At 72.7% G+C, this 26956-nt stretch carries 30 protein-coding genes; 1 reads left to right on the forward strand and 29 read right to left on the reverse strand.

Going from position 1 to position 26956, the window contains the following annotated elements:
* Positions 1-83 precede the first annotated feature (83 nt).
* Complete coding sequence (locus VGR37_05140; protein ID HEV2146779.1) at positions 84-1211, reverse strand: hypothetical protein; 1128 nt, start codon at positions 1209-1211, stop codon at positions 84-86.
* 161 nt (positions 1212-1372) lie between these two features.
* Here VGR37_05140 and speA point away from each other — a divergent pair, with 161 nt between their 5' ends.
* Positions 1373-3268: a biosynthetic arginine decarboxylase gene (gene speA / locus VGR37_05145; protein ID HEV2146780.1), complete on the forward strand. Its 1896-nt coding sequence runs from the start codon at positions 1373-1375 to the stop codon at positions 3266-3268.
* 152 nt (positions 3269-3420) lie between these two features.
* Here the strand turns inward: speA and VGR37_05150 are convergent, their stop codons facing one another.
* From VGR37_05150 to VGR37_05285, 28 genes are all read right to left on the reverse strand, one after another.
* A complete protein-coding gene (locus tag VGR37_05150) occupies positions 3421-4452 on the reverse strand; it encodes a bifunctional oligoribonuclease/PAP phosphatase NrnA (GenBank protein ID HEV2146781.1) in 1032 nt (343 codons plus the stop codon).
* 173 nt (positions 4453-4625) lie between these two features.
* Entirely contained in the window at positions 4626-4793 is a 168-nt protein-coding gene (locus tag VGR37_05155; GenBank protein HEV2146782.1) for a hypothetical protein, read from the reverse strand.
* Complete coding sequence (locus VGR37_05160; GenBank protein HEV2146783.1) at positions 4790-6412, reverse strand: sodium-dependent transporter; 1623 nt, start codon at positions 6410-6412, stop codon at positions 4790-4792. Before VGR37_05160 ends, VGR37_05155 begins: the two co-directional genes overlap by 4 nt.
* Positions 6413-6507: 95 nt before the next feature.
* Complete coding sequence (locus tag VGR37_05165) at positions 6508-7710, reverse strand: hypothetical protein (GenBank protein HEV2146784.1); 1203 nt, start codon at positions 7708-7710, stop codon at positions 6508-6510.
* A 12-nt stretch (positions 7711-7722) separates the two neighbouring features.
* Entirely contained in the window at positions 7723-7956 is a 234-nt protein-coding gene (locus tag VGR37_05170; GenBank protein ID HEV2146785.1) for a hypothetical protein, read from the reverse strand.
* Positions 7931-8824, reverse strand: coding sequence for a metallophosphoesterase family protein (locus VGR37_05175; GenBank protein HEV2146786.1), 894 nt, complete (start codon positions 8822-8824; stop codon positions 7931-7933). The genes VGR37_05170 and VGR37_05175 overlap by 26 nt, the downstream gene beginning before the upstream one ends.
* Before the next feature lie 84 nt (positions 8825-8908).
* Positions 8909-9967: a tRNA (adenosine(37)-N6)-threonylcarbamoyltransferase complex transferase subunit TsaD gene (tsaD, locus tag VGR37_05180; protein ID HEV2146787.1), complete on the reverse strand. Its 1059-nt coding sequence runs from the start codon at positions 9965-9967 to the stop codon at positions 8909-8911.
* Entirely contained in the window at positions 9964-10956 is a 993-nt protein-coding gene (locus VGR37_05185) for a YbbR-like domain-containing protein (protein ID HEV2146788.1), read from the reverse strand. Before VGR37_05185 ends, tsaD begins: the two co-directional genes overlap by 4 nt.
* Before the next feature lie 3 nt (positions 10957-10959).
* Complete coding sequence (locus VGR37_05190) at positions 10960-11520, reverse strand: TlpA disulfide reductase family protein (protein ID HEV2146789.1); 561 nt, start codon at positions 11518-11520, stop codon at positions 10960-10962.
* A gap of 70 nt (positions 11521-11590) precedes the next feature.
* Positions 11591-12421, reverse strand: a complete 831-nt coding sequence (locus VGR37_05195) for a PASTA domain-containing protein (protein HEV2146790.1) — start codon at positions 12419-12421, stop codon at positions 11591-11593.
* Entirely contained in the window at positions 12418-13725 is a 1308-nt protein-coding gene (gene rsmB / locus VGR37_05200) for a 16S rRNA (cytosine(967)-C(5))-methyltransferase RsmB (protein HEV2146791.1), read from the reverse strand. The genes VGR37_05195 and rsmB overlap by 4 nt, the downstream gene beginning before the upstream one ends.
* A gap of 14 nt (positions 13726-13739) precedes the next feature.
* Positions 13740-14543: a thiazole synthase gene (locus tag VGR37_05205; GenBank protein HEV2146792.1), complete on the reverse strand. Its 804-nt coding sequence runs from the start codon at positions 14541-14543 to the stop codon at positions 13740-13742.
* 345 nt (positions 14544-14888) lie between these two features.
* Positions 14889-15113 (reverse strand): sulfur carrier protein ThiS, encoded by a 225-nt coding sequence (gene thiS / locus VGR37_05210; protein ID HEV2146793.1) that lies wholly within the window; start codon positions 15111-15113, stop codon positions 14889-14891.
* Complete coding sequence (locus tag VGR37_05215; protein ID HEV2146794.1) at positions 15100-15735, reverse strand: thiamine phosphate synthase; 636 nt, start codon at positions 15733-15735, stop codon at positions 15100-15102. Before VGR37_05215 ends, thiS begins: the two co-directional genes overlap by 14 nt.
* Positions 15728-16657: a methionyl-tRNA formyltransferase gene (gene fmt, locus VGR37_05220; GenBank protein HEV2146795.1), complete on the reverse strand. Its 930-nt coding sequence runs from the start codon at positions 16655-16657 to the stop codon at positions 15728-15730. Before fmt ends, VGR37_05215 begins: the two co-directional genes overlap by 8 nt.
* Positions 16654-17148 carry a peptide deformylase gene (gene def / locus VGR37_05225; protein HEV2146796.1) on the reverse strand — a complete coding sequence of 165 codons (495 nt, stop codon included), beginning with the start codon at positions 17146-17148 and terminating at the stop codon, positions 16654-16656. The genes fmt and def overlap by 4 nt, the downstream gene beginning before the upstream one ends.
* Complete coding sequence (yajC, locus tag VGR37_05230) at positions 17148-17465, reverse strand: preprotein translocase subunit YajC (protein ID HEV2146797.1); 318 nt, start codon at positions 17463-17465, stop codon at positions 17148-17150. The genes def and yajC overlap by 1 nt, the downstream gene beginning before the upstream one ends.
* A gap of 29 nt (positions 17466-17494) precedes the next feature.
* The gene (tgt, locus tag VGR37_05235) at positions 17495-18649 is read right to left on the reverse strand and encodes a tRNA guanosine(34) transglycosylase Tgt (GenBank protein ID HEV2146798.1); all 1155 of its coding nucleotides are present in this window, start codon (positions 18647-18649) and stop codon (positions 17495-17497) included.
* A 179-nt stretch (positions 18650-18828) separates the two neighbouring features.
* The gene (locus VGR37_05240) at positions 18829-19920 is read right to left on the reverse strand and encodes a PAS domain S-box protein (GenBank protein ID HEV2146799.1); all 1092 of its coding nucleotides are present in this window, start codon (positions 19918-19920) and stop codon (positions 18829-18831) included.
* Positions 19921-19950: 30 nt separating this feature from the next.
* Positions 19951-20997: a tRNA preQ1(34) S-adenosylmethionine ribosyltransferase-isomerase QueA gene (gene queA / locus VGR37_05245; protein HEV2146800.1), complete on the reverse strand. Its 1047-nt coding sequence runs from the start codon at positions 20995-20997 to the stop codon at positions 19951-19953.
* Complete coding sequence (gene ruvB / locus VGR37_05250) at positions 20994-22055, reverse strand: Holliday junction branch migration DNA helicase RuvB (GenBank protein ID HEV2146801.1); 1062 nt, start codon at positions 22053-22055, stop codon at positions 20994-20996. Before ruvB ends, queA begins: the two co-directional genes overlap by 4 nt.
* A gap of 84 nt (positions 22056-22139) precedes the next feature.
* The gene (ruvA, locus tag VGR37_05255) at positions 22140-22727 is read right to left on the reverse strand and encodes a Holliday junction branch migration protein RuvA (GenBank protein ID HEV2146802.1); all 588 of its coding nucleotides are present in this window, start codon (positions 22725-22727) and stop codon (positions 22140-22142) included.
* Positions 22724-23326: a crossover junction endodeoxyribonuclease RuvC gene (gene ruvC, locus VGR37_05260; GenBank protein ID HEV2146803.1), complete on the reverse strand. Its 603-nt coding sequence runs from the start codon at positions 23324-23326 to the stop codon at positions 22724-22726. The genes ruvA and ruvC overlap by 4 nt, the downstream gene beginning before the upstream one ends.
* A gap of 110 nt (positions 23327-23436) precedes the next feature.
* On the reverse strand, positions 23437-24183 hold the full coding sequence (locus VGR37_05265; protein ID HEV2146804.1) for a YebC/PmpR family DNA-binding transcriptional regulator: 747 nt from the start codon (positions 24181-24183) through the stop codon (positions 23437-23439).
* Between the two features lie 105 nt (positions 24184-24288).
* Positions 24289-25095 (reverse strand): 3'(2'),5'-bisphosphate nucleotidase CysQ, encoded by an 807-nt coding sequence (locus tag VGR37_05270; protein HEV2146805.1) that lies wholly within the window; start codon positions 25093-25095, stop codon positions 24289-24291.
* Positions 25096-25244: 149 nt separating this feature from the next.
* Entirely contained in the window at positions 25245-25868 is a 624-nt protein-coding gene (locus VGR37_05275; protein ID HEV2146806.1) for a tetratricopeptide repeat protein, read from the reverse strand.
* Positions 25865-26212 (reverse strand): divalent-cation tolerance protein CutA, encoded by a 348-nt coding sequence (cutA, locus tag VGR37_05280; protein HEV2146807.1) that lies wholly within the window; start codon positions 26210-26212, stop codon positions 25865-25867. The genes VGR37_05275 and cutA overlap by 4 nt, the downstream gene beginning before the upstream one ends.
* A gap of 23 nt (positions 26213-26235) precedes the next feature.
* Positions 26236-26691 carry a tetratricopeptide repeat protein gene (locus VGR37_05285; GenBank protein ID HEV2146808.1) on the reverse strand — a complete coding sequence of 152 codons (456 nt, stop codon included), beginning with the start codon at positions 26689-26691 and terminating at the stop codon, positions 26236-26238.
* Positions 26692-26956: the final 265 nt, after the last annotated feature.

Here is a 26956-nt window from a genome sequence, read left to right on the forward strand (position 1 = left end):
GCAGCGTCCCCGCCGCCGCCGCGAGCGCCGCCGCCAGGTGGGGGCTCACCTCCACGGGGCGGTCCGGCGGGAGCGCGCGGGCGTCACACCGCCGCCGCCTGCGCCTGCTCGGCCTCGAACGCGGCGGCCTCGAGCTCCACGTAGTGGCGGAGCACGTGCAGGAAGTCCTGGGCGTTGGTGATGACGCCGAACGCCTGGTGCGTGCCGCGGTCCTTGAGCTTCGATACCACGAACTCGGACGAGTCCACGCAGATGGTGGAGAGCGGCCGGACCTCCCCCGTCTCCTCGCGGTAGACGTACGAGGGGAGCATGTTGCCGGTGGCGATGGAATGCAGCGCCGTGGCGATCATCATCACCCCGGTGGCGCGCCGGGTGTGCTCCTTCATCACCTCCTGGCAGCGGACCGCGTCGGTGATGGTGTCCGGGAGCGGGCCGTCGTCGCGGATGGAGCCGCAGAGCACGAACGGCACGTGTGACGTGACGCAGGCGTGCATCACGCCGTGCTCGATGATCCCCTGCTCCACGGCGGCACGGATGGAACCCGCCTTGCGTACGCGGTTGATCGCCCGCATGTGGAAGGCGTGGCCGCCCTCCACCGGGATTCCGCGGCCGTTCATCCCCAGGGTGGTTCCCAGCGTGGCGGACTCGATGTCGTGCACCGCGACGGCGTTCCCCCCGAAGAGGACGCCCACGTAGCCGTTGCGGATGAACCAGGCCAGGGTGTCGCGGCCGCGGGAGTGGAGCACGGCGGGGCCCACCACCCAGATCACGTGGCCGCCGCGCGCCTTCTCCTCCACCAGGACGCGGGCCATGGACGGGTAGTCGGTGGGCTTCTCGCGGGACACCTCGGAGGACATGAACTTGAACTCGCCTTCCGGTCCCTGGTCCGGGTCGCCCATCAGCCCGGTGGCGTGGACGAAGATCCCCTCGGAGCCGTCCTCCGCGAAGCCCATCGCCACCTCCTGGCCGGCGCGGACGTAGCGCCCCTCCAGCACCCGGGGGACGCCGTCCGGGTCGAGCACCAGGGCGGAGTCCATGCGCGGCTCGCGCGGGAGCTTCCACTCCCCGCCGATGCGGACGTAGGTGGGGAGGTTCGTGGTGGAGAAGAAGCCCTCGGGGAGCACCCCGTCGGCGGGGGCGGGCTCCCACCGCGCGTCCGGCGCGCCGGCGAAGCGGGAGAGCGTGAAGTCCGGGCGGCGGTACGAGAACATGGGGACCGTTTCGGCGCGTTCGGGTGGATGTCGCGGGCGGGAAACTACCACGCTCCCCGCGCGGGAATCAAGACGCGCCGGGGCGGTCTTTCGCGCGCGGGAGAATCCCGTAACTTTGTCGCCGCAAGCGACGCACGACCCAGGCACCAACGGAGGACGCCATTAGCACGCACTGGACCGTCGAGGACTCCCGCGAGCTGTACAGCGTGGACGGATGGGGGATCGGGTACTTCGGCATCAACGAGCGGGGGCACGTCACGGTGCACCCCACCAAGGACCCCGACCGCGGGCTCGACCTCTTCGAGGTGGCGATGGACCTGGAGCAGCAGGGGGTCGGCCTCCCGCTGCTCCTGCGCTTCTCGGACATCCTCCGCACGCGCATCGAGACGCTGACGGAGCGCTTCCGCACCGCGATCCGCGAGTTCGACTACGACGGCGGCTACACCACCGTCTACCCGATCAAGGTGAACCAGCAGCGCCACGTGGTGGAGGAGATCGTGGCCTTCGGGGAGCCGTACGGGGTGGGGCTGGAGGTGGGGAGCAAGCCGGAGCTGCAGGCGGTGCTGGCGCTCACGGAGCGGACGGACCACCTGATCGTCTGCAACGGCTACAAGGACGAGGAGTACGTCCGCCTGGCGCTCATGGGCCAGAAGCTGGGGCACAAGGTGCTGATCGTCCTGGAGAAGATCAACGAGGTGGACATCCTCCTGAAGGTCGCCCGGCAGATGGAGGTGGAGCCCACCGCCGGGGTGCGCATCAAGCTCTCCAGCGCGGGCGCCGGGAAGTGGTCGGAGTCCGCGGGGGAGAAGAGCAAGTTCGGGCTCAACTCCTCGCAGCTCGTGCGGGTGCTCGACAAGCTGGAGGCGGCCGGGAAGCTGGGAATCCTGCGGATGGTGCACTTCCACCTGGGCTCGCAGATCCCTGACATCCGCAACGTGAAGCTGGGGATGACCGAGGTCGCCCGCTTCTACGTGGAGCTGCGGAAGCTGGGCGTCGGCATCGAGTACGTGGACGTGGGCGGTGGGCTGGGGGTGGACTACGACGGCTCGCGCTCCACCACGCACGCCAGCGTCAACTACTCCATCCAGGAGTACGCCAACGACATCATCTACTCGCTGGCGGAGGCGTGCCGCGAGAACGAGGTGCAGATGCCGCACGTGATCTCCGAGTCGGGGCGGGCGCTCACCGCGCACCACGCCCTGCTCCTGATCAACGTGATCGACCTGGAGACGCAGATCGCCGAGACGCCGGAGGAGGTGAGCGACGAATCGCACCCCCTGGTGCTGGAGCTCGCCGCGACGTACCGGGAGCTGGACGAGCGGAACCTCCGCGAGGTGTACCACGACGCCACCTTCGCGAAGGAGCAGATGCAGACGCACTTCAACAGCGGCACGCTCACGCTCCGCGACCGGGCGCACGGCGAGCGGCTCTACCTGGCCGTGATGAACCGGGTGGCCCGGCTGGCCGCTGCGGACCCGGAGGAGTTCGAGGACATCATCCCGGAGCTGGACGCGATCCTGGTGGACCGGTACTTCTGCAACTTCTCGCTGTTCCAGTCGCTCCCGGACTCCTGGGCCATCGACCAGCTCTTCCCCATCATGCCGGTGCACCGCCTGGACGAGGAGCCCACGCGCCGCGGGACGCTGCAGGACATGACCTGCGACTCGGACGGCAAGATCGACCAGTTCGTCGGGTGGCGGAAGTCGAAGCCCAGCCTGGAGCTGCACACCTTCGGGCACGACGAGCCGTACGTGCTGGGGATCTTCCTCACCGGGGCCTACCAGGAGATCCTGGGCGACCTGCACAACCTCTTCGGCGACACCAACGCGGTCCACATCCGCCTGACGGAGACCGGCTACGAGGTGGGCGACCTGGTGCACGGCGACACCGTGACCGAGGTGCTGAACTACGTGCAGTTCAACTCGCAGGACCTGGTGACCACCTTCCGCCGGAAGGTGCAGAAGGCGGCCGGGATCACCCGCGCCGAGGCGAACGCCTTCATCGCGGACTACATCGCCGGGCTGGCCGGGTACACCTACCTTGAGGGCGAGGGGTAGGCCGCACCCGATTCGGGGGCTCGTACGCGAAGCGAGCGCCCGGGGCATCCTGCTCCGGGCGCTTCTGTTCTATCGGGACGGCAGGCGATGGCCGCGCAGGCTGAACTGGCGTCTTCAAGCCTCTCACCGGGCCTCGCCGACCGGACCAACCGCTACGGCCCAGCCTCCATCAGCGCCGCCCGCACCGCGTCCACCACGCGCGGGGCCATCTCGTGCGGTCCGCCGGGGACCAGTGCGCCGGAGGCCTTCACGTGGCCTCCGCCGCCGAACTCCCGCGCGATCCGGTTGACGTCCGTGGCACCGTTGGAGCGGAAGGAGATCTTGGTCGCCCCTTCCGGCGTGCCGCGGAAGAGGAGCGCCACCTCGGTCCCCTCGATGGAGCGGACGTGCTCGATCAGCCCGTCGAAGTCCTCGGAGGTGGCGCCCAGCCGGCCGGCGACCTCTCCGTCCACCACCATCCACGCGATCCCCGCCTCGGCGTCCACGTGCAGGTTGTCGAGCGCCGTCCGCAGCAGGTCGAGCCTGCGCCGCGGCGCCGTGGCGAAGAGGCGCCGGTACACCATCTCCGGGTCGATCCCCCGCGCCATGAGCGCCGCGGCAATGGCGTGCACCCGCGGCGAGGTGTTCCCGTAGCGGAACGACCCCGTGTCGCTCACCAGCGCCACGTACGCGCCGAGCGCCACCGGCTCCGTCAGCTCGTCGCCCGCCAGGCGCACCAGGTCGTACACCAGCTCGCCCGCGGCCGCCGCGGTGTCGTCCTGGACGGCGAGGTCCCCCACCACCTCGCGCCCCGGGGGATGGTGGTCCACCACCACCGTACGCTCGCGGGGGAGGCGCGGCGCCAATTCGCCCACCCGCTGCGGCTCGCTGGTGTCCAGCACCACGAACAGGTCGGCCCCGGCCAGCGCGGCTTCGGCCGCGTCGGTGCCGAGGTCCGCGACCACCTCCGGCCGGTGCAGCAGGAAGCGGAACCCCTGCGGGAAGGGGGTGGGGTTCACGATGACGACGCGCGCTCCCCGCCCCTCCAGCCACGCGGCCACCGCCGCCTCCGAGCCGCTCCCGTCGCCGTCCGCGTGCACGTGCGTCGTGAGCACCACCCGGCGGGCGGCGAGGAGGCGCTCCAGCACGGGGGCGAGCGCCTCCGCGCGGGCCGGGGGGACGTCGAGCAGCTCCGGGTGGGTCATGGTCGGCGCGTCCGGGGTGCGGAGTCGGGTCCTGCAGCGGCTCACCCGCAAGCGGGAGGCCGCATGGTACCGCATCGCCTCGCGCGGCGCAATCCGGGGCGGGCGGAAAGTGGCAGGGCCCCCGGGAACGCTCCCGGGGGCCCTGCTGCACTGCCGCACTCCGTCTGTCCGCCTCAGCGGCGCGGGTCCTCGGCCGCGCCCGGGACCGGCGGCGACGCCGGGCCGATGCCGTCCGGGTCGAAATGCCTCTGGCCGCGCAGGATCTTGGCGAACGACCAGGACACCAGCCCGAGCACGAAGGTCCAGCTCAGCAGCATGAAGATCAGGGCGCCGGTGCTCATCGATTCACCTCCGTCGCGTAGGTGGGTGCGCCCAGCGGCGTGTCCTCGACCTCCCGGAAGCCCACCCGGTCGTCGTAGCCGTTCCGTTTCCAGGCAAGCCGGATCATGACCAGGAAGAACACGATGATCCCGACGATGAGCAGCCGCGAGGCCTGGACGTAGAACTCCGTTCCGGGCGCGGCCCGCTCCAGGAGCAGGGTCGGGACCGCGTCCTGGATGAGCCAGGCCACCAGCACCGCTCCCAGGTAGAGCGGGGTGACGTAGGTCATGATGAACTTGAAGATCGTCGGGATGCGGATGTCCGCCCCCTGGTGCAGCGACCGCCAGGCATTCTCCGGCTTGAAGATCCACATGAAGAGGATCACCTCGATGAACGCCATCACCGCCAGCCCGAACGTCCCCGCCCAGAAGTCCCACTCGTCCAGCATGCCGTGCTGGAGCCAGAAGATGGTCAGCAGCCCGAAGGCGAAGGCCACCCCCCCCACGATCCAGGAGACGGTCTCGCGCCGGTAGCCGAACTCCTCGCGGAAGAAGGCCACGATGGGGGTGGCCATCGCCACGGACGAGGTGATCCCCGCGAAGAAGAGGAGCGCGAACCACATGGCCCCGAACAGCTGTCCGGCCGGCATCCCCTGGAAGACGATGGGCATGCTGACGAAGCCGATGTTGAACGAGCCGGACTGCGCCACCGCCATCGCCCCGCTGACCCCGAAGAAGGCGACCGCCGCCGGGATGGCGATCGAGCCGCCGAGAACGACCTCGGCCGTCTCGTTGGTGGCCGCCGTGGCGATCCCGGAGAGGGCGATGTCGTCCTTCGTGGAAAGGTAGGACGCGTAGGTCTGCAGCGTCCCCATCCCCACCGATAGCGTGAAGAAGATCTGCCCCGCCGCCGCCAGCCAGACGCTCGCCTCGCCGAGCCGCGAGAGGTCCGGGTTGTAGATGAACTGGAACCCCTGAATCGGCGAGACGCCGTTCTCCCCGGCCCCCAGGAAGAAGACCCGCACGGCCAGGATCACCGCGAAGAGGAAGAGGATGGGCATCCCGATCTTCGCCAGCTTCTCGATGCCGCCGGATATCCCCTTGGAGAGGACGAAGATCGTCGAGCCGAGGCTGAGCACGTAGAACAGGAACGGGAGCCAGTTGCTGTGTACGCTGTCGTCCCCGATCATCTGGTACGAGGTCAGGTAGGCCGACATCGCCTCCTGCGTGGTGTTGCCCCAGTAGCCGCCGGTCAGGGAGAACCAGGTGAACGCCAGCGTCCAGCTCATCAGGACGGTGTAGTAGCTCAGCACCACCAGCGGGATCACCAGCCCCACGACGCCCAGGTACTTGGCGGCCGGGTGCTTCCAGATGGCCGCGAACATCCCCGGGATGTGCCCCTTCCTGAAGCGCCCTCCGTTGCGCCCGATCCCCCACTCGATCCACATCAGCGGAATTCCGAGGAGCAGGAATGCGATGAAGTACGGGATCATGAACGAGCCGCCCCCGTTCTGCGCCGCCTGTGCCGGGAATCGCAGGAAGTTCCCGAGACCGACCGCGTTCCCGGCCATGGCGAGGATCAGTCCGATCCGTGAGCCCCAGGCCTCGTTGGACTGCTGGATCTCTTTCGGTGAGGACACGCTGTGTGCTCCTGGTGGCGGTTGAGTGAGAGGCCGTGCGCCGGTGGAGGAGAGTCGCGGAAGAGTAGGACGCCGAAAACGCCCTGTCAACCGAATTATCTTGAGGAAGGGCCCCGGATCTCGACCGATCCGATGCGGAGGCCGCGGACGGGGAGGCTGTCCGGGAGCATCTGCTCGACCAGGTCGACGTTCAGCGGGTCGGCGCGGAGGCTCACGTCCACGAAGCGGACCGTGTCGCCGGTGATCATCCCGAAGTCGCCGACCAGCCGCGTCCCCGGCGCGCGGAGCACCACGTCACGCGCCTGGAAGAGCGTGCCCTCGGGGCGGGTCTCCACCAGGAGCGTGAGGCGCCCGGTGGCGTCGCGCGGGAAGCGGGGGTACAGCCAGCGGAAGTCGCGGAGCGCGATGCTGTCGCTGGTGAAGACGACGTCGTAGCGGGGGTCCTCGCCCCGCTCGCCCAGGCGGATCAGGCCGTGGGTGGCGAGCCGGGAGTCGGGGAGCGCGACCACCGGGAGCCGGAACTCCACCCGGTCCTCCACCAGCTGCACCTCGCCCCGCAGGCGCTCCACCCGGAACGGATCGCGGAAGAACTGCACCGTCCCGGACAGGTCGCGGATCCCGAAGTACGAGCCCGCCTCCGACCCCGGCGCGAAGCGGACGTCGCCCAGCGTTCCGGTCACGTTGCGAAGGTTGATCGTGCGCAGGAACCCTCCGGGCACCCGCCGCACCATCACCGGCGAGCTGTCCGCGAGCGCCTCGGCGATCTCGCGCCGGCGCGCGCGCGGCGTGGCCTCGACCGGCTCCCAGGGGAGCTGGACCCGGACGTCGGCATACACCAGCCGGGCGCGGTCGATGAGCGTGTACCGCTGCGGGCCGGGCTTCTCCCCCGGCGGGAAGATCTTCTGGTAGTTCCAGAGCGTGTCCCCCGGGAGCCGGTAGACGTAGATCTCCGGGGAGTACAGGATGGCGCGCTCGATGTGGATCCGCGGGGTGGTGAGCGTCCGCAGGTCGTAGTCCAGGTACGCGCTGTCGGCCAGGACGAGGGGCTCGCCGCTCGCGTCCCGGAGGGCGACCCCGTACAGCTTCGCGCCGGTGAGCAGGTTCCCGGTCGCGCGCTCCACCACCAGCTCCCCGGCGATCCCCCCGCCGAGGCGGTCCAGCGTGAGCTCCAGCACGCGCTCCCGGCCGCTGGTGGTCTGGGTGAGGTACCACACCGCGGCTCCGCCGATGAGGAGAACCACCAGGGTCCCCCCCGCGAGCCACGCAAGGGCGCGCAGCGCCGTGCCGGTGGATGCCATGCGCGCCCTCCGCTACCGGCGCGCGGCGCGCGGCCGGACCGGCGCGGACGGGAAGGGCGAAGCCTCCCCCCCCCGCGCGGCGGCGGGGTGCGCCGCGGGGGTGTCGCGGAGCGGCGTGCGCTGCAGCATCAGGCGGGCGAGGTAGAACACGACGGTCCCGACCGCGACGCCCGCCCCCACTCCGGCGCCCACCGCGGGGAGATGCTCCTGGAGGGAAAGCTTACGACGGTAGTCGAACGTCGGCATGGTGGCTCGCCGTGTCGGTCCCGGCGGGGGCGCGCTCTCCCGGGAGGGGAGGCCGCCCGCGGCGGAAGAAGGTGTGCCGGCTGGTGGGGACGAAGTCCCCCACGTCGTCGAAGAACATGTAGTGCGTCGCCTCGATGGCGCGCGAATCCAGCTTGAGCACGTTGAAAGTGTTCTTCTCGCGCTCCCGCGCCCGCCCCCGCCGCGAGGTGGAGGTGCCGCTCTGCACGATGACGATCCCGTGCTCCCGGTCGGCGCCCGCGTACACGTCCAGCGAGTTGCCGATGTAGCTCCGGTGCAGGTGCCCGCCCAGGATCATGTCCACCCGCATGTCCGTGAAGGCGTCCAGCGCGCGCTTGGCCCGGGGCATCACGTCTCCCCCCTCCCAGTCGGGCGGCGGGGCGAAGTGGTGGTGCGCCACGATGATGCGATGCGTCCCCGCAGGGGTGGACTCGAAGGCGCGGGCGGCCAGCTCCAGCTGCCATCGGTGGATGCGGCCGTTGACCACGGCACGGAGCGGCGCGGTGGAGTTGAGCGCCACGATGCGCGCGCCCGGCACGTCGGTGACGGTGTCCAGCTCCTCCGAGATGTACCGGCGGTACAGCGCGTACGGCGAGAAGATCCGCGCGCCCAGGCGGTACAGCGGGACGTCGTGGTTCCCCGGCACGACGATCACCGGCACCCGGGGGAGGCGGTCCAGGTACTCCCGCGCGTCGCGGAACTGCTCTTCCCGGGCTCGCTGGGTGAAGTCGCCGGAGGCGACGATCACGCCGGGCTCGAGCTCCGCGGCGAAGCGCTGCAGCGCCTCCCCCGCTTCCGCGTGGTACGGCGGTCCGAAGTGCAGGTCGGAGATGTGCAGGAGCGTCAGCAAGCCGTGTGTCCCCTCAGCGGGCGGAGTGCGCGGACGGTGCCGCCGGATGCCACTTGCATGCCAGGGGGCGGCGCGGGGGTCGCGTCACCCCGTGCTTTCACGGACCAGCCCGGGGAACGGGAGGTCGGCGCGGGCGTTGAGGTCGAGCCCGGCCGTCTCCCCGCGCTCCCAGCGGAAGAGCGCCGTGCGGGCGATCATCGCGGCGTTGTCGGTGGAAAGGCGCGGCGAGGGGGCGAAGAGCTCTCCGCCCTCCCCCAGCCCGCGCCGCAGCGCCTCGCGGAGGGCGCGGCTGTTGGCGACTCCCCCTCCGAGCACCACCCGCCGGCAGCCGCGGTCCTCCACCGCGCGCAGCGTCTTCCGCGCGAGCACCTCCACCACCGCGGCCTGGAAGGAGGCGGCCAGGTGCGGGACCTCCGCGGCCAGCTCGCCGCGCGCCTCCAGGTCCCGGACGCGCAGGCGGAGCGCGTTCTTGAGGCCGCTGAACGACATCGCGAAGTAGTCCGGGGTGCCGGGGCGCTGCCCCCCGTGCAGGAGCGGGCGCGGGAGGGGGTGGCGGCGCGGGTCGCCTCCCTCGGCGGCCCGCTGGATCGACGGACCGCCGGGGTACGGGAGGCCCAGGATCTTGGCCGCCTTGTCGAACGCCTCCCCCGCCGCGTCGTCGCGGGTCTCCCCCAGGAGGTGGTACTCCCCCCAGCTCGGCACCCAGAGCAGCAGGGTGTGCCCGCCGGAGACGAGGAGCGCCACGAACGGCGGCTCGGCTTCGGGGTGCTCCAGCTGGGTGGCGAAGAGGTGCGCCTCCATGTGGTGGACCCCAACCACCGGCTTCCCGCCCGCCCAGGCGGCGGCCTTGGCCCACGCGACCCCCACCAGGAGCGCGCCGATCAGCCCGGGTCCGGCCGTGACCCCCACCAGGTCCACCTCGCCAGCCCCGACACCGGCCTCCCGCAGCGCACCGTCCACAACGTCGTCCACGGTGCGGAGGTGCGCCCGGGACGCCAGCTCCGGTACGACGCCGCCGTACAGCCGGTGCACGTCCTGGGAGAAGATCACGTGGCCGAGCAGCTCCGTCTCCCCGCGCAGCACGGCGGCGGAGGTCTCGTCGCAGGAGGTCTCGATCCCCAGGACGACCGGGACGCGGCTCAACGCGGCGGCTCCGGGACCGGCACCGCCGCCGGCGGCGCGGTGTCGGGGAACGGCTCCGCGTTCGGGGGCAGCAGCCGGACCACCACCGGGACGGTCTGCGCCGTGAGCCCCGCGGGGAGGCCGCCGACGCGCACCGGCGCGGTGGCGCCCTGGGGCGGAAGCGGGTCCGGGACCGAGTCGCCGGCGATCGAGACGGTGAGGGAGGCGGGGTCCACCGCGCGCACCTGTCGGGCGGGGCCCTGCACCCGCACGTCCACTCGCGCGGGGACCACGGCCGCGCCGTCCACCGGGGCCACGCGGATGGAGGGGATGATCCGCTCCACCAGCCGGTCCACCCGGCCGGAGACCTCGACGGAGCGGATGGAGGGGCGGAGCCCGGCCAGCGAGTCGGCGTCCAGCGGCACCGCTACCCGGAAGTCGGAGTCGGCGCCCGCCAGGTCGAGCGGCTCGGTGACCACCGCGTCCAGCGCCTCCACCCGGTCCGCGGGTCCGGTGACCCGCACCGTCGCGGGGCTCACCTGCGGCGTGTCCAGCACCACGTACCGCTCGCGCGAGCGCCGCGCGATCCGCACCCGCACTGGCACCTCGCGGGTGACGACGCGCTGTGTCAGGACGCGGACGCTGCTGGGCCGCACGTCCAGGGGGGTCACGGAAAGGCCGTTGGGGATGCGCACCATCGACCGCGGATCCAGGACGAACACCTGGTTCTCGCGCTCCACGTCGGTCAGGGGGAGGACCAGCACCGGCCGGTCCAGGGCCAGCTCCCACAGCTCGCGCCCGGGGCCGGCGAAGCGCACCTCCACCTGCTCGGGGATGGGCCCGCCGGTCACCACGAATTCCGGGTCGCGCGTGGCGACGCGGACGGGGACCGGGATCCACTGCGTCGTGATCTGCTCCGCGCTCACCACCACCCAGAGGAGTATGGCGAGGGTGAGCGCGGCCAGCTTGAGCTGCCAGTTCTGCGTGAGAGTGCGGAGGGAGAGTCGCACGCGTCAGCGCTCCAGGAGGCGCTGGATGAGCTCCACGTTGGCCTCGGAGTCCCACTCGGTGGCGCCGAGCACCTTCTTCACGATGGTCCCGTCGCGGTCGATCAGGAACGACTCGGGGACGCCGGTGGTGCGGTAGGCCCGCTGGATCTCCCCGCTGGGATCCATCCAGAGGGTGAAGTCGAGCCCCATCTCCCGGGCGAAGTCCGCCACGAGCTTCCGCGGGTCCCCCGCAGCGCGCTCGGCGGCCGTGGCCCCGTCGATGCTGACGGCCACGATGCGCAGCCCCTTGTCGCCCAGGCGCTCGTGGAGCCGCTGCATGGAGGGCATCTCCTCGCGGCAGGGCGCGCACCACGTCGCCCAGATGTTGAGGAGCACCACCTCGCCGCGGAGGTCGCGGAGCGAGACGGGCCGCCCCTCCATGTCCCGGGCGGTGAACGCCGGGGCCCCGGTCCCCACCTCCACGGGGAGGAAGCGGTCGCGCACGGTCCACCCGGCCGCGATCAGCCCGGCGAGGAGGAGCAGGACGCCCCCGACGATCCACCACTGACGATCCTTTCGACGCATGCTCGCTCCTACACGCACGGCCGCCCCCGGGTGCCATGCCCGGGGGCGGCGGGGTCGCCGCCGGCCTCGCTCACGTCCCCGGAGGGGCTTCGGTGGGCTCCGCCTGGGCGGTGTCGGAGGGGACGCTCCCCGTGGGGGGGCTCCCCGAGATGGTGACGTTCACCGCGGTCCCGGCGCGAACGCTGTCCCCCGCGGCGGGCTGCTGCGAGGCGACGCCGCCCAGCGGCACGGAGGAGCCGGGGGCGTAGCCCACCTCGCCGACGCGCAGCCCCGCCGAGCGCAGCGCCTCGCGCGCCTGCGCTTCCGGGAGCCCGCCCACGTCCGGGACGGCGACGACGGGAACGACCACCTCGGGCGGCCCGGCGCTCAGCGACAGCTCCACGGTTCCGGGAATGGGGACCAGCGTCCCCGGCGCGGGGGTGACCCCCAGGACGCGTCCCGCGGCCCGGTCGGAGAGGACCCGCCGCACCCGCACCGCGAAGCCCGTCCGGGTGAGAAGCGCCTCCGCCTGCGCGGCGGTGAGGTCGGCCACCTCGGGGACGGGCCGGCGCTCGCGCCCGGCGCTCAGCGTCACCCGCACCGCCGCGCCGCGGGTCACCTCCTGGCCGGGGAGCGGGCTCTGCGCCAGCACCGCGCCCTCGGGGACGGTGGGGTGGTGCAGGCTCGCGCCGCGCTCCACCTCCACCCCCGCGTCGTCGGCCAGGCCGCGCGCGGCGGACAGCGTCCGCCCGCGCAGGTCCGGCACGGTCACCACCGCCTGGCGGCCGAAGCCGGGGAAGACGAGCACCGTCGCGAGTAGGTACCCCAGGAGGAAGGTCCCCAGCCCGATCCCGACCACCCGGAAGAAGAGGCGCCAGCGCGCCGCGGCGAGGAAGGGCCGCTCTGGACCGCGTCCGTTCAAGGTCGTCTCCGCATGCGGGCCGCGAAGGCCCCGTCCACGCCCGTCCGCTGCGGGAGGACCGACAGCTCCCCGCCCGCGCCGAGCAGCTCGCCGCCGACCGCCTCGGCGGGAGGGTCGAGCACGAACTCCGGGTGCGCGGCGAGGAACCCCTCAACCTGCACCCCGTTCTCCTCCGGCTCCAGCGAGCAGGTGGAGTACACCAGCAGCCCTCCCGGGCGGACCAGCGCCGCCGCGGCGGTGAGGATCTCCCGCTGCAGCGCCGCGAGCGCCGCGAGGTCGTCCTCGCGCACCCGCCACCGCCCGTCGGGGTGGCGGCGGAAGGTGCCCGTACCCGTGCAGGGCGCGTCGATCAGCACCGCGTCGACCGGCCGGAACGGGGGGACCCGCGCGTCGGCCGCGACGCACCCCACCGGGACGCCGACGCGCTCCGCGTTCTCGCGCACCCGCCGCAGCCGCCCGAACGAAAGGTCCGCCGCCGCGACGAAGCCCGCCCGCTCCGCGAGTCCGAGCGCCTTCCCCCCCGGCGCGGCGCAGAGGTCCAGCACGGTGGCCCCCTCGGGCACCGCCGCGTAGCGCACCACCAGCGCCGCCGCCGGATCCTGCACCACCGCGGGCACCGCGGCCAACGCCTCCTGCGCGCCTGCTGGAGGGAGCACCCGCAGCGAATCCGGCGAGAAGGGCACCGCCTCGCTCGCGATCCCCGCCTGCTCCAGCCGCCCCCGGGCATCGTCGCGCGAGATGCCGACGGGGCGCAGGTACAGCTCGGGGCGGCGGTTGTTCGCCTCCAGCAGCGCCTCGGCGGCGTCCACGCCCCACGCGCGCACCCACCGCTCCACCAGCCAGCGCGGGTGCGAGTGCCAGGCGGCGAGCCAGCCCACGGGGTCCGCGGCGCGGTCCGGGAAGCGCACCTCGCTTCCGCGCCGCCGGAGCGCCTGCAGGACCCCGTTCACCAGCCCGGACGCCCTCCCCTCCCCCGCCGCGCGCGCCAGCTCCACCGACTGCGACACCGCGGCGTAGTGCGGGACGCTCCCCATCTCAAGGAGCTGGTACGCCCCGAGCCGGAGCACGTCGAGCACGTCCGCGGAAAGCGACGCCGTCCCGCCGCGCACCAGCTCCTCCAGCATCCAGTCCAGCCGGCCGCGGAGGCGAAAGGTACCGTACACCAGTTCCTGCGTCCAGGCGCGGTCCCGCTCGTCCAGCGCGCCGACGGCGCGGTCCAGCGCGCGGTCGGCGAGGTCCCCCTCGCGCACCCGGCGGAGGACCTCCAGCGCCGCCAGGCGCGGAGGCGTGACCTTCGGCGCCATGCGTCCGGCGGGCGTCAGTCCAGCATCCCTTTCCGGGGGCTGGACGGCACGGCGCGCTCCCGCCGCGGCATCCGGCCGGCGACGTACGCCAGCCGCCCCGCCTCGGTCGCCAGGCGCATCGCCCGCGCCATGAGCACCGGCTCCTCGGCCTCCGCGAGCGCGGTGTTCATCAGGATCCCGTCCACCCCCTGCTCCATGGTGACCGCCGCGTCGGACGCGGTCCCCACCCCGGCGTCCACGATGACGGGGACGGAGAGGCGCGACTTGATGGTGCGGACGTTGTAGGGGTTCACCAGCCCCAGCCCGCTCCCGATGGGCGAGGCGAGCGGCATGACCGCCGCGCACCCCGCGTCCTCCAGCCGGAGGGCGGTGATCAGGTCGTCGTTGGTGTAGGCGAGCACGGTGAACCCGTCCGCCACCAGCTCCTTCGCCGCACGGAGCGTCGCTTCCGCGTCGGGGAGGAGCGTCTCCTGGTCGCCGATGACCTCCAGCTTGACCCAGTCGGTGAACCCGGCCGCGCGCGCCAGGCGCGAGTACCGGACCGCGTCCTCCGCGGTGTAGCACCCCGCGGTGTTCGGGAGAAGGAGGAAGCGCTGCGGATCCAGGTGGTACAGGACCCCCTCGTCCTTGGTGCGGTCCAGGTCCACGCGCCGCACGGCGACGGTGACCACCTCCGCCCCCGACGCCTCGATGGCCTCCACCATCTCCGCGTTGGTGCGGTACTTCCCGGTGCCCACCATCAGGCGGGAGCGCATCTCCCGCCCGGCGATCACCAGGGGCGTGTCCCAGGCCCGCGTCTCCGGTGCCACTGTTGCCATGTCGCTATCGTGTATGTCTCGGTTCTCCGTGTGGGCGCGGCGGCCCCCACCCGGCTCGCTTTAGGCTCGCCACCCTCCCCCGCATGCGGGAGAGGGGTTTTTGTCCGATCGGCATCGGAGCGAGTCGGCGGCAGAGCCCCCCTCCCCCGGCCCCTCCCCCGCAAGCGAGGGAGGGGAGCACTGCAACCGTCGTTCGGTGCCATGCGGAGGCGCCGACAGGGAGGGGGCGGGGGTGGTCGGAGGAAGAAGTGGATGTCTGAGCGAAGCGAGTGCTCGCAAGCGAGTCCCTTCGGGTTCACTTCTTCCGGAGACTACCCCCGCCCCCGACCGCCCCGCGCAGGACCCTCAGCCTCCGCCGACGAAGTGCACCAACTCCAGGTTGTCACCCTCGCGAACCGGCGCCTCCTCGTACCCGTCGCGCCGCAGGATCTCGCCGTTGTGCTCGACGACGACAAGACGCGGATGCAGATCCAGGTACAGCAGGAGCTGCTCGACGGAGAGCCCCGCCGAAACCTCGCGCGCCTCGCCGTTCAGCCGAACGGAAACCTGCCCCGTCTCAGTCGTCTGCATGATCGAATGCCTCCAGGAAACGCGAAACCGCCTCCGCGGGATCGTCCGCGTCCCACACGGCGCGGATCGCCGCGGCGCCGTGCGCACCCGCGGCGCGCAGCTCGCCGACGCGCTCGGGGGTGACTCCGCCGATCGCCACCAGCGGGAGCCCGAGCACCGCCAGCTCGGCCAGGCGCCCCGGCCCCATCCCCGTCCGTCCCGGGTGCGTGGCCGTGGCGTACACGCTCCCGGCGAGGACGAAGTCAGCCCCGGCCACGGCACCGCCTCGCCTCCCGGCATCCGGGCCCACCGACACCCCGAGGAGCGGCCGGTCCCCGAGGAGGCGGCGCGCATCGCCGGGAAGGAGCGACCGGCGTCCGAGCTGGACCCCATCCGCACCAACCGCGAGCGCCACGTCCACCCGATCGTTCACCAGGAGGAGCGCCCCGGACGCCCGTGCGGCCGGTACGAGCTCGGCGGCGAGGTCGTGGAGCAGGCGCCCACCCGCGTTGGGGCCCCGGAGGTGGAGCGCCACATCGGCCCCACCGCGCTCCAGCACTTCCCGTGCGCGGGTGGCGAAGTCCGGCCGAGCCAGGACCCCGTCGTCCGTGACGGCGTGGAGGCGGGGGGGCGCTTCAGCCAAGCCGGTCGCCGGCCGCGATCCCCCGGCCCCGCACCCACTCGCCCGCCGTCATCCGGCGCTTCCCGGCGGGCTGCACCTCGGCGATGCGCACGGCATCCTCGCCGCAGGCCACCAGGATCCCCCCCTGCGGGTCGGCGTCCAGCACCGTTCCGGGCTCTCCGGAGGCGCGCTCGACCCGCGGGCGGTAGAGCTTGAGCGGGCCGCGGTCGCCCTGTGGGGTCCAGGCACCGGGGACGTCGTCCAGGCCGCGGATCCAGCGCGCCGCCTCGGTGGCAGAGCGGCTCCAGTCCAGGCGCGCCGTGTCGCGGTCCAGCTTGGGCGCATACGTCGCCAGCTCGTGCTGCTGCGGCACCTCCACCAGCGTGGCGGCCTGGAGGAGGGCGAGCGTCTCGATCAGCGCCTCCGCCCCGATCTCCGAGAGCCGGAGCGCCAGCTCCGAGGCGGACTCGTCGGCGCGGATGGGCTCCTCCAGGCGGAAGAGCATCGGGCCGGAATCCAGCCCCGCCTCCATCCGCATGATCGTGACCCCGGTGGTCTCGAAGCCGCGGATCACCGCCCACTGGATCGGCGCGGCGCCGCGCAGCTCCGGGAGCAGCGAGGCGTGGATGTTGATGGACCCGCGGGGCGGGAGCTCCAGCACCTCCGGGCGGAGGATCTGCCCGTACGCCACCACCACCGAGACGTCCGGCCGAAGGGCGCGGATCTCCTCCATGAACTCCGGGCCGCGGGCGCGCTCCGGCTGCAGGACGGGGATCCCCTCCTCCAGCGCGGCCTCCTTCACCGGCGACATGGCGATCCCCCGCCCCCGCCCCGCCGGCCGGTCCGGCTGCGTGACCACCCCCACCACCTCGTGCCCCTCCTCCCCCAGCGCCCGGAAGGCGGGGAGGGCGAACCCCGGCGTCCCCCAGAAGAGCACCCTCATCCCCGCTTCTTCCACTTCTGGATGAGCATCTTCCGCTTGAGCGGCGAGACGCGGTCGATGAAGAGGACCCCTTCCAGGTGGTCGATCTCGTGCTGCAGGCAGCGGCCGAGCAGCCCACCGCCCTCCACGCGCACCCTGTTCCCCTCGCGGTCCAGCCCCTCCACCGCGACGTGCGCGGGACGCTCCACCAACGCGGAGAGGCCGGGGATGCTGAGGCACCCCTCCTCCCCCTTCTCCGTCTCGGGGCTGGCCTCCACCACGCGCGGGTTGATCAGCGCGAAGGGCTTCACCTCCTCGTCGTGGACGTCCACCACCAGGACCCTGCGGGAGACCCCCACCTGCGGCGCGGCGAGACCCACCCCCTCCGCCTGGTACATCGTCTCGAACATGTCGTCGATGAGGCGGAGCAGCTCCTCGTCGATCTCCTCCACCTCCACGGCGGGGGTGCGCAGAACCTCGGAGCCCAGCAGCTCGATCTTGAGCAGCGACATCACTTCTCCGTGGGAGCGGCGCCCGTGCCCGGGGTCATCAGGCGGGCGACCTTGGCGCGCTCCACCACCACGCGCGCCTGCCCGGTCTGCAGGGTGAGCACCTCCTCGTTCAGCGCGACGATCTCGCCGACGAGGCCGCCGAGCGTCGCCACCCGGTCGCCGCGCTTGAGCGCCGCCACCATCTCGCGGTGGCGCTTCTGCTCGGCGCGCTGCGGCCGGATCAGGAGAAAGTAGAAGATGCCGATGAAGAGGGCGATCTGCGCGATCAGCACCATGCTGCCCCCGCCGCCGCCCTGCAGTAGAAGAATCGTGGCCACGTGTCCGTCCGTGATGAAAGTTGTCCGCGTCAGCCGCGCGCGGCCGCGGCGCGGCCGCCGTGGAACCGCTCCAGCCAGGCGCGGCTCCAGGAATGGAAGCGCCCCTCCCGGATGGCCTCCCGGGCCTGGTCCGCGAGGGCGACCAGGAAGTGCAGATTGTGCAGCGCGAAGAGGCGCAGCACCGTCTTCTCGTCCGCGACGTGCAGGTGGCGCAGGTACGCGCGCGTGAAGTTGCGGCAGGTGTAGCAGCCGCAGTCCGGGTCCAGCGGGCGCGGGTCGGTCCGGAAGCGCGCCCCCTTCATGTTGACCTGCCCCTCCCCCGCGATCCACACGGCGCCGTTGCGCCCGTTCCGGGTGGGCGCCACGCAGTCGAACATGTCCACCCCACGGGCGATCCCCTCCAGCAGGTCGTCCGGGTAGCCCACGCCCATCAGGTACCGGGGGAGCCTGGCGGGGAGCTCCGGCTCCAGCGCCTCCAGCATGGCGTGCATGGTGGGCTTCGGCTCGCCCACGGAGAGCCCGCCGATGGCGATCCCGTTCCAGTCACCCATCTCCAGCGTGGCGCGCGCCGATGCGATCCGCAGGTCGGGGTGAGTCCCTCCCTGCACGATCGGGAAGAGCGTCTGTACCCGTCCATCCGTGTCCTCCGCCTGCAGCTCCGCGAAGCGGGTGCGGCAGCGCTCCAGCCAGCGGAGGGTGCGCTCGTACGCCTCGGTGGCCAGCGCGCGGTCGGCCTGGCCCGGGGGGCACTGGTCGAAGGCCATGATGACGTCTGCGCCCAGCGCGCGCTCGATCTCCATCACCCGCTCGGGGGTGAAGAGGTGCTTCGAGCCGTCCACGTGGCTCTGGAAGGTGACCCCCTCCTCCCGGATCCGGGACATGTGCGCCAGCGAGAACACCTGGAACCCGCCGGAGTCGGTCAGCACCGGCCCCGGCCAGGCCTGGAACGCGCCCACGCCGCCCATCTCCCGCACCACGTCGTGGCCGGGCCGCAGGTACAGGTGGTAGGTGTTGGAGAGGATGATCTGCGCCCCCAGCGCCGCCACCTCCTCCGGGACCAGCGTCTTCACCGAGGCCTGCGTCCCGACCGGCATGAAGACCGGCGTCTGCACCGTGCCGTGGGGAAGCTGGAGCGTGCCGCTGCGAGCCGCCCCCTCCGTCGCGTCGATCCGAAACTCGAACAGGTCGTCCTCCCGCGCGGTTCACGCCGGACGCGCCGCGCTCTTCCGCGCCGCTCCGACCGGTGCCAGGACACGTAGTTTGCGGGAATACGGGAGATATGGCAAGGCGGGACCGACGGGGGAGTGCGGAAGTGCGGGAGTGCGAAACGGCAGACGCCCCGCGGGAGGGCGTCTGCCGTCGGCTACTGCCCTTCGTCCATGGGCCCGGAAAGATCCAGCATCCGGGAGGACCCCACCTGCCGCAGCGACGGCGAGTCCTTCCGCTCCGCGAGGCGGTGCACCACGTCGCGGATGCGGCGCGCCTGGCGGACGATGGAGGCGATCATTTCGCGCTCCTCTTCCGGGGAGTTCCCCTCCATCTCCAGCAGCGCGGCGTCCGCGAGCATGGAGGTGAGGGGGTTGTTGATCTCGTGCCGGATTGCGAGGGTCGTCTGGCCGATCCCGGCGAGCCACTCGGCGCGGCGGAGGGTGGCGTCCGCCTCGCGGCGGGCGGTGACGTCTCGGAAGGTGACCACCGCTCCCACGATCCGCCCTCCCTCCTCCGCCGGGGTGACGGTGTAGTCGGCGGGGAAGCTCGCGCCGTCGCTGCGGCGGAACAGCTCCTCCGAGACCCGGCGAGGCGTACCGTCGCGGAGCGTGGCGTCGATGGCGCTCTCGTGGCCCGGGAGCGGGCTCCCGTCCTCGCGGTGCGGCCGGAGCACCTCGTGGTGGGGGCGCCCGACCAGCTCGGCTTCCGTGCACCCCAGCGTGCGCGCCGCGGCCGGGTTGACGAAGGTGAGGCTCCCCTCCAGGTCGAGCCCGAAGATCCCCTCCCCGGCGGAGTGCAGGATGAGCCGCACCTGGCGGCTGAGCCGGCGGCGCCAGGTCACGTCGCGCACGGACACCAGGGCCCCGATGCGGTTCCCGGCCTCGCGCAGCGGGCGGACGTTCAGGCTCAGCACCCTCCGGCCCAGCTCGCGAAAGGTGTGCTCCACCTCGAAGTCCTGCACCAGCTCCTGCTCCGGGGCGACGGTCTCCAGCAGGAGGCGGAGGGCGGGAATCTCCCAGTCACCGTCTCCCAGGCCGAAGAGGGAGCACCCCAGCACGGCATCGGTGGGAAGCCCGAACTCCAGGTAGAACGGGGTGCTCGCCGCGACCACGCGGCACTCCCCGTCCAGAACCAGGAAGGGCTCGTGAAGCGTGTCGAGCACCTGCTGCACTGCGCGCGTGAGGAGGCCGTCCGTATCGTCGGGCACGGGACGGAGGAGCGGGGTGGGGGTGGGGGAGTTCCGCATGCGGAGAGGTGACCGAGGTGGAGGCGAGCGTCAGACCAGCACCATCGCGTCGCCGTAGGAGAAGAAGCGGTACCCCTGCTCCACCGCCTCGCGGTACGCCCGCATGGTCAGCTCGTGCCCGGCGAAGGCGGACACGAGCATGAGCAGGGTGGAGCGAGGGAGGTGGAAGTTGGTCACCAGGCGGTCCACCGTGCGGAAGCGGTAGGGCGGGCGGATGAAGATGCTCGTCCACCCCTCGCCCGCGCGGACCGTCCCCGCCTCGTCCGCCGCGCTCTCCAGCGTGCGGACGCTGGTGGTCCCCACCGCCCACACCTTTCCCCCCGCGGCGCGCGTCTCGTTCACCGCGGCCGCGGCCTCTGGGGAGACCCGGTACCACTCGGAGTGCATGGCGTGCTCGGCGGGGTCCTCGGCCTCCACCGGGCGGAAGGTGCCCACGCCCACGTGGAGCACCAGCCGGACGATGCGGACGCCCCGCTCCTCCAGGCGCGCCAGCAGCTCCGGGGTGAAGTGCAGCCCAGCGGTGGGCGCGGCCACCGAGCCGCGCTCGCGGGCGTACACGGTCTGGTAGCGCTCGCGGTCGCGCTCCTCCGCCTCGCGGTGCACGTACGGCGGGAGCGGGACCCGGCCGTAGCGCTCCAGCGCCTCGTCGGGAGGGAGCGGGGTGTGCAGCCGGACGACGCGCTCGCCGGAGGGGGTGGACTCCACCACCTCCACCTCCAGCTCCGGGCCCACCTCGACGCGGCGTCCCGGCTTCAGCTTCGCGCCCGGTCGCACCAGGGCGGTCCAGAGGAAGGGGTCCTCGCGGGCGGGGTGCAGCAGGAAGACCTCCGCCGGGGCGCCGCTCTCCCGGCGGCCCACCAGCCGCGCCGGGAACACGCGCGTCTCGTTGAGCACCAGCGCGTCCCCGGGCGGGACCATCTCCGCCAGGTCGGCGAAGTGGCGGTGCGAGAGCTCCCCCGAGGCCCGGTCCACCACCAGGAGGCGGCTCCGGTCCCGCCGCTCGGAGGGCGCCTGGGCGACCTGCTCCGGGGGGAGGTGGAAGTCGAAGTCCGAGGTGCGGAGCGGAGGGTGGCTCACGCCTCGAACAGGCTGGCCTGCGGGCCCTTCTCGCCGGGCTGCTCCCCCGAGATCGGCGGGGCGTAGCCGAAGCGGCGGTACGCCAGCGCCGTGGCGACGCGCCCGCGGGGAGTGCGCATCAGGAAGCCGTTCTGGATCAGGAAGGGCTCGTACACCTCCTCCAGGGTTCCCGGGTCCTCGCCGATGGCGACCGCCAGCGTGTTGAGCCCCACGGGCCCGCCATCGAACTGCTCGATCAGCGAGCGGAGGATGCGGGCGTCCATCTCGTCCAGCCCGTACTCGTCCACGTCCAGCATCTGCAGCGCGGCGTCGGCCACCTGGGCGTCGATCACGCCGTTGGCGCGCACCTCGGCGTAGTCGCGGACGCGGCGCATGAGCCGGTTCGCCACGCGGGGGGTGCCGCGCGAGCGCTTGGCGATCTCCTCCGCGCCCTCTGTCGTGCACTTCACCCCCAGCACCTCGGAGGTGCGGGCCACGATGAAGGCGAGCTGGTCGACGGGGTAGTAGTGCAGGCGCTGGATGATCCCGAAGCGCGCCCGCATGGGCGGGGTGAGCAGGCCGTAGCGGGTGGTGGCGCCGATCAGCGTGAAGCGCTCCACCGGCATTGAGATCATCTGCGCGTGCGGCCCGTCGGAAAGGCGCACGTCGATGCGGCAGTCCTCCATCGCCGGATACAGGAACTCCTCGATGTTGGGGCGCATCCGGTGGATCTCGTCGATGAAGAGGACGTCGCCCTCGCGCAGGGAGGTCAGCTCCCGCACCAGGTCGCTCGGCTTCTCCAGCACCGGGCCGGCGGTGATCTTGATGTTCACCCCCATCTCCCGCGCCAGGAGCATGGCGAGCGTGGTCTTCCCCAGCCCGGGAGGGCCGAAGAGGAGCACGTGGTCCAGGGGCTCCCGCCGGCTGACCGCCGCGTCCACGGCGATCTTCAGGGACTCCTTGACCTTGGGCTGGCCGATGAACTCCGCGAGCCGCTGCGGGCGCAGGCTCAGCTCGGTGCTCTCCTCCTCGGCGATGGCCTGGGGAGTGGTGATCTCGGACCGCTGGGGATTGGACATGGCGACTGCCGCTCCGGGTGTATACGGGTTTTCTTCGGACTCCGCTGGTACACCGGCGCGCGAAAAGCGGTCCGCCGAAACCGCCTATCGTGGACGCGCCAGGGCGGCCCGGATCAGCTCCTGCGCGGGGAGGGGGCCCTGCTCCTGGATCACGCCGCGCACCGCGGTCTCCGCCTCCAGCGGGTTGAGCCCCAGCACCACCAGCGCGCGGAGCGCCTCCTCCACGCCCGGCGCCTGCTGCGCCAGCCCGGACGAGGCGAAGGCCAGGTCGTCGAGCTTCCCCGCCAGCTCCACCGACAGCCGCTCCGCCGTCTTCTTCCCCACCCCGCTGACTCCGGTGAGCACGGCCAGGTTCCGGTCGCGGATGGCGCGCACCAGCGCCGCCCCCGGGAGCGCCGAAAGGAGCGCCAGCGCCAGGCGCGGCCCCACGCCCGTGGCGGAGATGAGCCGCGCGAAGAGCGTGCGCTCGTTGTCGTCCAGGAAGCCGAAGAGGAGCACCGCGTCCTCGCGGACCACCTGCAGCGTGCGCAGCTCCACCTCCTCGCCCGGCCGGGGGAGGCGCTCGTAGACCGTGCTGGGGATCTCCACGTCGTAGGCGACGCCGCCGGGCGTCATCACCTCGGCGCGGTTCAGCTCCCGCGCGAGCAGGGTCCCACGGATCCGCGAGATCACAGCGCCCCCTTCGCTTCGGCCAGCATGCGCAGCGAGAAGCGCATCGGCGGCCGGGCCGCGGCGCCGACGCCGCGGAAGCAGTGGCAGAGCGCCACCGCCACGCCGTCGGCCGCGTCCGCCGGCTTCGGCGCTTCGCGGAGCCTGAGCAGCTTCGCGACCATGAACCCCACCTGGTCCTTGGTGGCGCGCCCCGTCCCCACGACGGCGCTCTTCACCTCGGCGGGGGGATACTCCGCCACGTCGAGCTGGCGGAGCGCCGCGGCCAGGAGGATGGCCCCCCGCGCGTGCCCGAGCACCACCGCGGTCCGCGGGTTCTTGCCGTAGAAGACCCCTTCCACCGCGACGGCGTCGGGGGAGTGCCGCTCCATGACCTCCACCACCCCCTCGTAGATGTCGCGCAGGCGCTCCGGGAGCGACGCGCGGGCCGCCGTGCGGATCACGCCGCACTCGCGCAGCGTCACCGTGCCGGAGTGGTCGCGCGCGACCACTCCGTAGCCGGTGACTGCGGTGCCGGGGTCCACCCCAAGTACGATCACGTCGCGCGCGGGATTGGAGGGAGAGCGGGCGCCGGAGGCCGGCGCGTCTGCAGCGAGAACCATCCGGTCGTGAGAGCGGCGTCGGGGGTGTGGAACGGGCCGCGGGCTCGGCATAAACGTAACCCCTCCCCCGGAGGCTGGGGAGGGGCTCGTGGGCGGGAGCGGCGGCGGCCTCAGGAGACGGCGGCCAGCGACTCCTCGTCGATGTCGGCGTTGGTGTACACCTTCTGCACGTCGTCCAGCTCCTCCAGCAGCTCCAGCAGCTTCACGAGCTGGGCGGCGTCGGCGCCTTCCACGCGCACCTCGGTCTTGGGGATCATCGCCAGCTCGGCCTCCTCCCACTCGATCCCCCGCTCGCGGAGCGCCTCCTGCACGGCGTTGAAGTCGGCGACCTCCGTGAAGACGGTGTACCCGCCCTCCTCCACCGCGATGTCGAGGGCGCCGCCCTCCATCGCCGCCTCCATCACCTGCATCTCGGTGTGCTTCTCCGCGTCGATGCTGATCTGGCCGCGCCGGTCGAACATCCAGGCGACGGAGCCGGTGGTCCCCAGGTTGCCGCCGTTGCGGGAGAGCCACCGCCGGATGTCGGCGACCGTGCGGTTCCCGTTGTCCGTGAGCGACTCGATCATGATCGCCACGCCGGCCGGGCCGTACGCCTCGTAGGTGATCTCCTCGTAGTCGACGCCCTCGAGCTCGCCCGTGCCCTTCTTGATGGCGCGCTCGATGTTGTCGTTCGGCATGTTGGCGCCGCGGGCGGTGTCGATGGCCAGGCGCAGGCGCGGGTTGCCGGCCGGGTCACCGCCGCCCGCCCTGGCCGCCACCGTGATCTCACGGATGATCTTGGTCCAGTTGGCGGCCCGCCGGCTGTCGGTGAGCGCCTTCTTGTGCTTGATCTGCTTCCACTTGCTATGCCCGGCCATCGGGCACCTCCGTGCGTCTCGCGGTTTGGATTCGGAAACCGGAAAGCCTGAAAGATAATGCCGGCTCCCGGACGGATCAACTTGGCGACAGGCCGAGCGCGGGGGTCACCGGGGGGGGAGCGCGGCCGCCCGGGACAGCACTTCCTGGTGGGAAACGCTCCCGGTGACGGCCACCCCGCGCACGGCGGGGTCCGGGCGGTTGTAGCGGAACGGCTCCCCCGCCAGGTCCGTCACCCTCCCGCCGGCTTCACGTACGATCAGGTCCGCCGCGCAGACGTCCCACTCGCTCTTGGGTCCGCGGGACAGGAAGACGTCCGCCGTGCCGTCGGCCACCCTCACCATCTTGCAGGTGGTGCTCCCGAACGGCCGCACCTCCCACACGTCGGCGAGCGACTCGAACTCCCCCCGGCGGATGTCGGACCGCGAGGCGAGCGCGACCGGGAGACGCTCCCCGACCGGAGCCGCGACGCGGATCCCGGCGCCGTTCCGGAACGCGCCGCCCCCGGCCGCGGCGTGGTACAGCGCCTCCGCCGCCGGGTTGTACACCACCCCAAGGACGACCCGGCCCTGCTCCACCAGCCCGACGCTGACCGCGAACTCCGCCCACCCGTTCACGAAGGAGCGAGTGCCGTCGATGGGGTCCACCACCCACACGCGCGCGCGGCCCAGGCGCTCCGGCGAGTCCGCCGTTTCTTCCGAGAGCCACCCGTACCCGGGCCGCGCCCGGAGCAGCACCTCCCGGAGAAGCCGGTCCGCGGCGAGGTCCGCCTCCGTGACAGGCTGGTCCGGGCTCTTGTAGCTGACCTCGCCCCCGCCGCGGAAGAAGCGCATCACCTCCGCCCCCGCCGCCCGCGAGGCACGGAGGGCGAGGTCCAGGTCGGCTTCGAGCCCGGCGGGATCAGGAGCGGTCATGTGCGAGCCGTGGTCGAGGGAGGGCGGCGCGGGCCGGGCGGGAGCGGCCCCGCTCCCGCCCGGCCCTGCACACCCGGTGCCCCGAACGACGCCGGCCCGGATCTCCTCGACCCGGGCCGGCGACCGGACCCACTCCCCGCGGACGCGGATCACCGCGCCGCGACCTCGCGCGACATCCGGTACATCTCCGCCGCCCGCTCGGGCTTCCCCTTGCGGTCGTAGGCGATCCCCATGGCGTAGTACGCGCGGGCGTTCTCCGGGAGGATGCGGGTGGCGTTCTCCAGCGCCTCGATGGCCTGGTCCGACTCGGCCATCTGGTTGAGCGCTTCGCCCAGCACCAGGTAGGCCGCGCCGCACGACGGGTCCATCTCCACCGCGCGCCGCAGCTCCGTGGCCGCGCCCGGGTAGACGCCGCGCTTGAAGAGGACGAGGCCGAGCTGGTGGTGCACCTCCGCGAGGTCCGGCGCCAGCCGTAGGGCGCGGCGCAGCTCCTTCTCCGCGGCGTCGTAGCGGCTGAGCGCCGTCAGCGCGGAGCCCGCCCCCAGGAGCGCGCGCACGTCGTCCGGCGAGGTGGCGAGGAGCGCCGCGTACGCCTCGGCGGCCCGGGCGTAGCTCCCCTGCTCCATCAGCGCCTCCGCGGCGGCGTACGGCGAGGGCGCCGCGCCGTCGGGGGAGGCGCTCTCGTCGCTCCCTGGGGCGCCCGGTCCCCGGTCGCGGACCCCGGTGCCGCCCGCGTCCCCGGGCGTGTCCTGCTCCGTGCTGCGTCCGATCATTCACCCACCTCGGCGGTTTCCTCCACGACCCACCCGCAGTAGGCGGGCGACCCCCTTCCGACCGGAAAGCTCAACAGCTCGGGCACCTCGTACGGGTGCAGCTCCGCGACGCGCGCGAACAGGCGGTCGAGCGCCTGCGTGCGCGCCTTCATGAGCACCAGCACCTCTTCGTCCCTGTTGATCTCACCCCTCCACCGGAAAAGCGATGCCACCCCGGGCACCAGGTTCCCGCAGGCGATCAGGCGCTCCTCCACCAGCGCCCGGACGATCCGCTCGGCGGCGGCGGCGTCCGGCGCGGTGGTGAGCACGAGCGAAACACCGGGTGCGTCCGGGGCGTTCTGCATGCGGCTCCGTCCCGCGCGCCGGCTCAGGGCTCGTCGCGGGGCATCTCGGCCAGGGCCTCGCCCTCGCCGGTCAGCTCCGCCAGGGTGAAGCGGGCGTGCGCCACGTGGCGCTCGGCCCCGGCCACCCGCGGCGGCCGCGCCAGGAATGCGCGCAGGTGCGCCACGGCCTCGTCCGGCTGGCCGCGCTGCAGCTGCAGGAAGGCCAGCCCGTAGTGCGCCCCGGAGGCGTGCGGCTTCAGCTCCAGGACGCGCCGGTAGGTCCGCACCGCCTCGTCGGCCATCCCGATGTGGGTGTACGTCACCGCGATCTGCTGCAGCACGTCGGTGTCGTTGGGGCTTTCGCGCAGAGCGAGCCGAAACGAGGTCAGCGCCTCGTGGTACTTTTCTTCCCGGAGCAGGTTGATCCCCTCGTCGTAGTAGTCCGGGCCCCTGGAATCGGGGTCGGTCCCGCCGGGGATCAGGTTGCGCCACCAGGACATGTTGCTCTGTAGACGGGATTTCGATGGACGGGGGCGCCGTGCGCCAGCGGACCAAGTTACGGGCGGGGGCGGGGCCACGCAACGTGGCCGGCTGTCCCCTAGCGCCCGCCCCGAGGGGCCGCCGCCGGACCGCCCGGCCGCTCCGCGACCACCCACCCCTCCTGGTCGAGGAGCACCTTCAGCCCCTCCCCCGCGAGCGCGTCGGCGGCCCCGTCCGGCGCCCCCTCCACCACGATGCGCCCGCCCGGCGCGAGCACGCGGACGC

The organism is Longimicrobiaceae bacterium, from assembly GCA_035936415.1.
Taxonomy (GTDB): domain Bacteria; phylum Gemmatimonadota; class Gemmatimonadetes; order Longimicrobiales; family Longimicrobiaceae; genus JAFAYN01.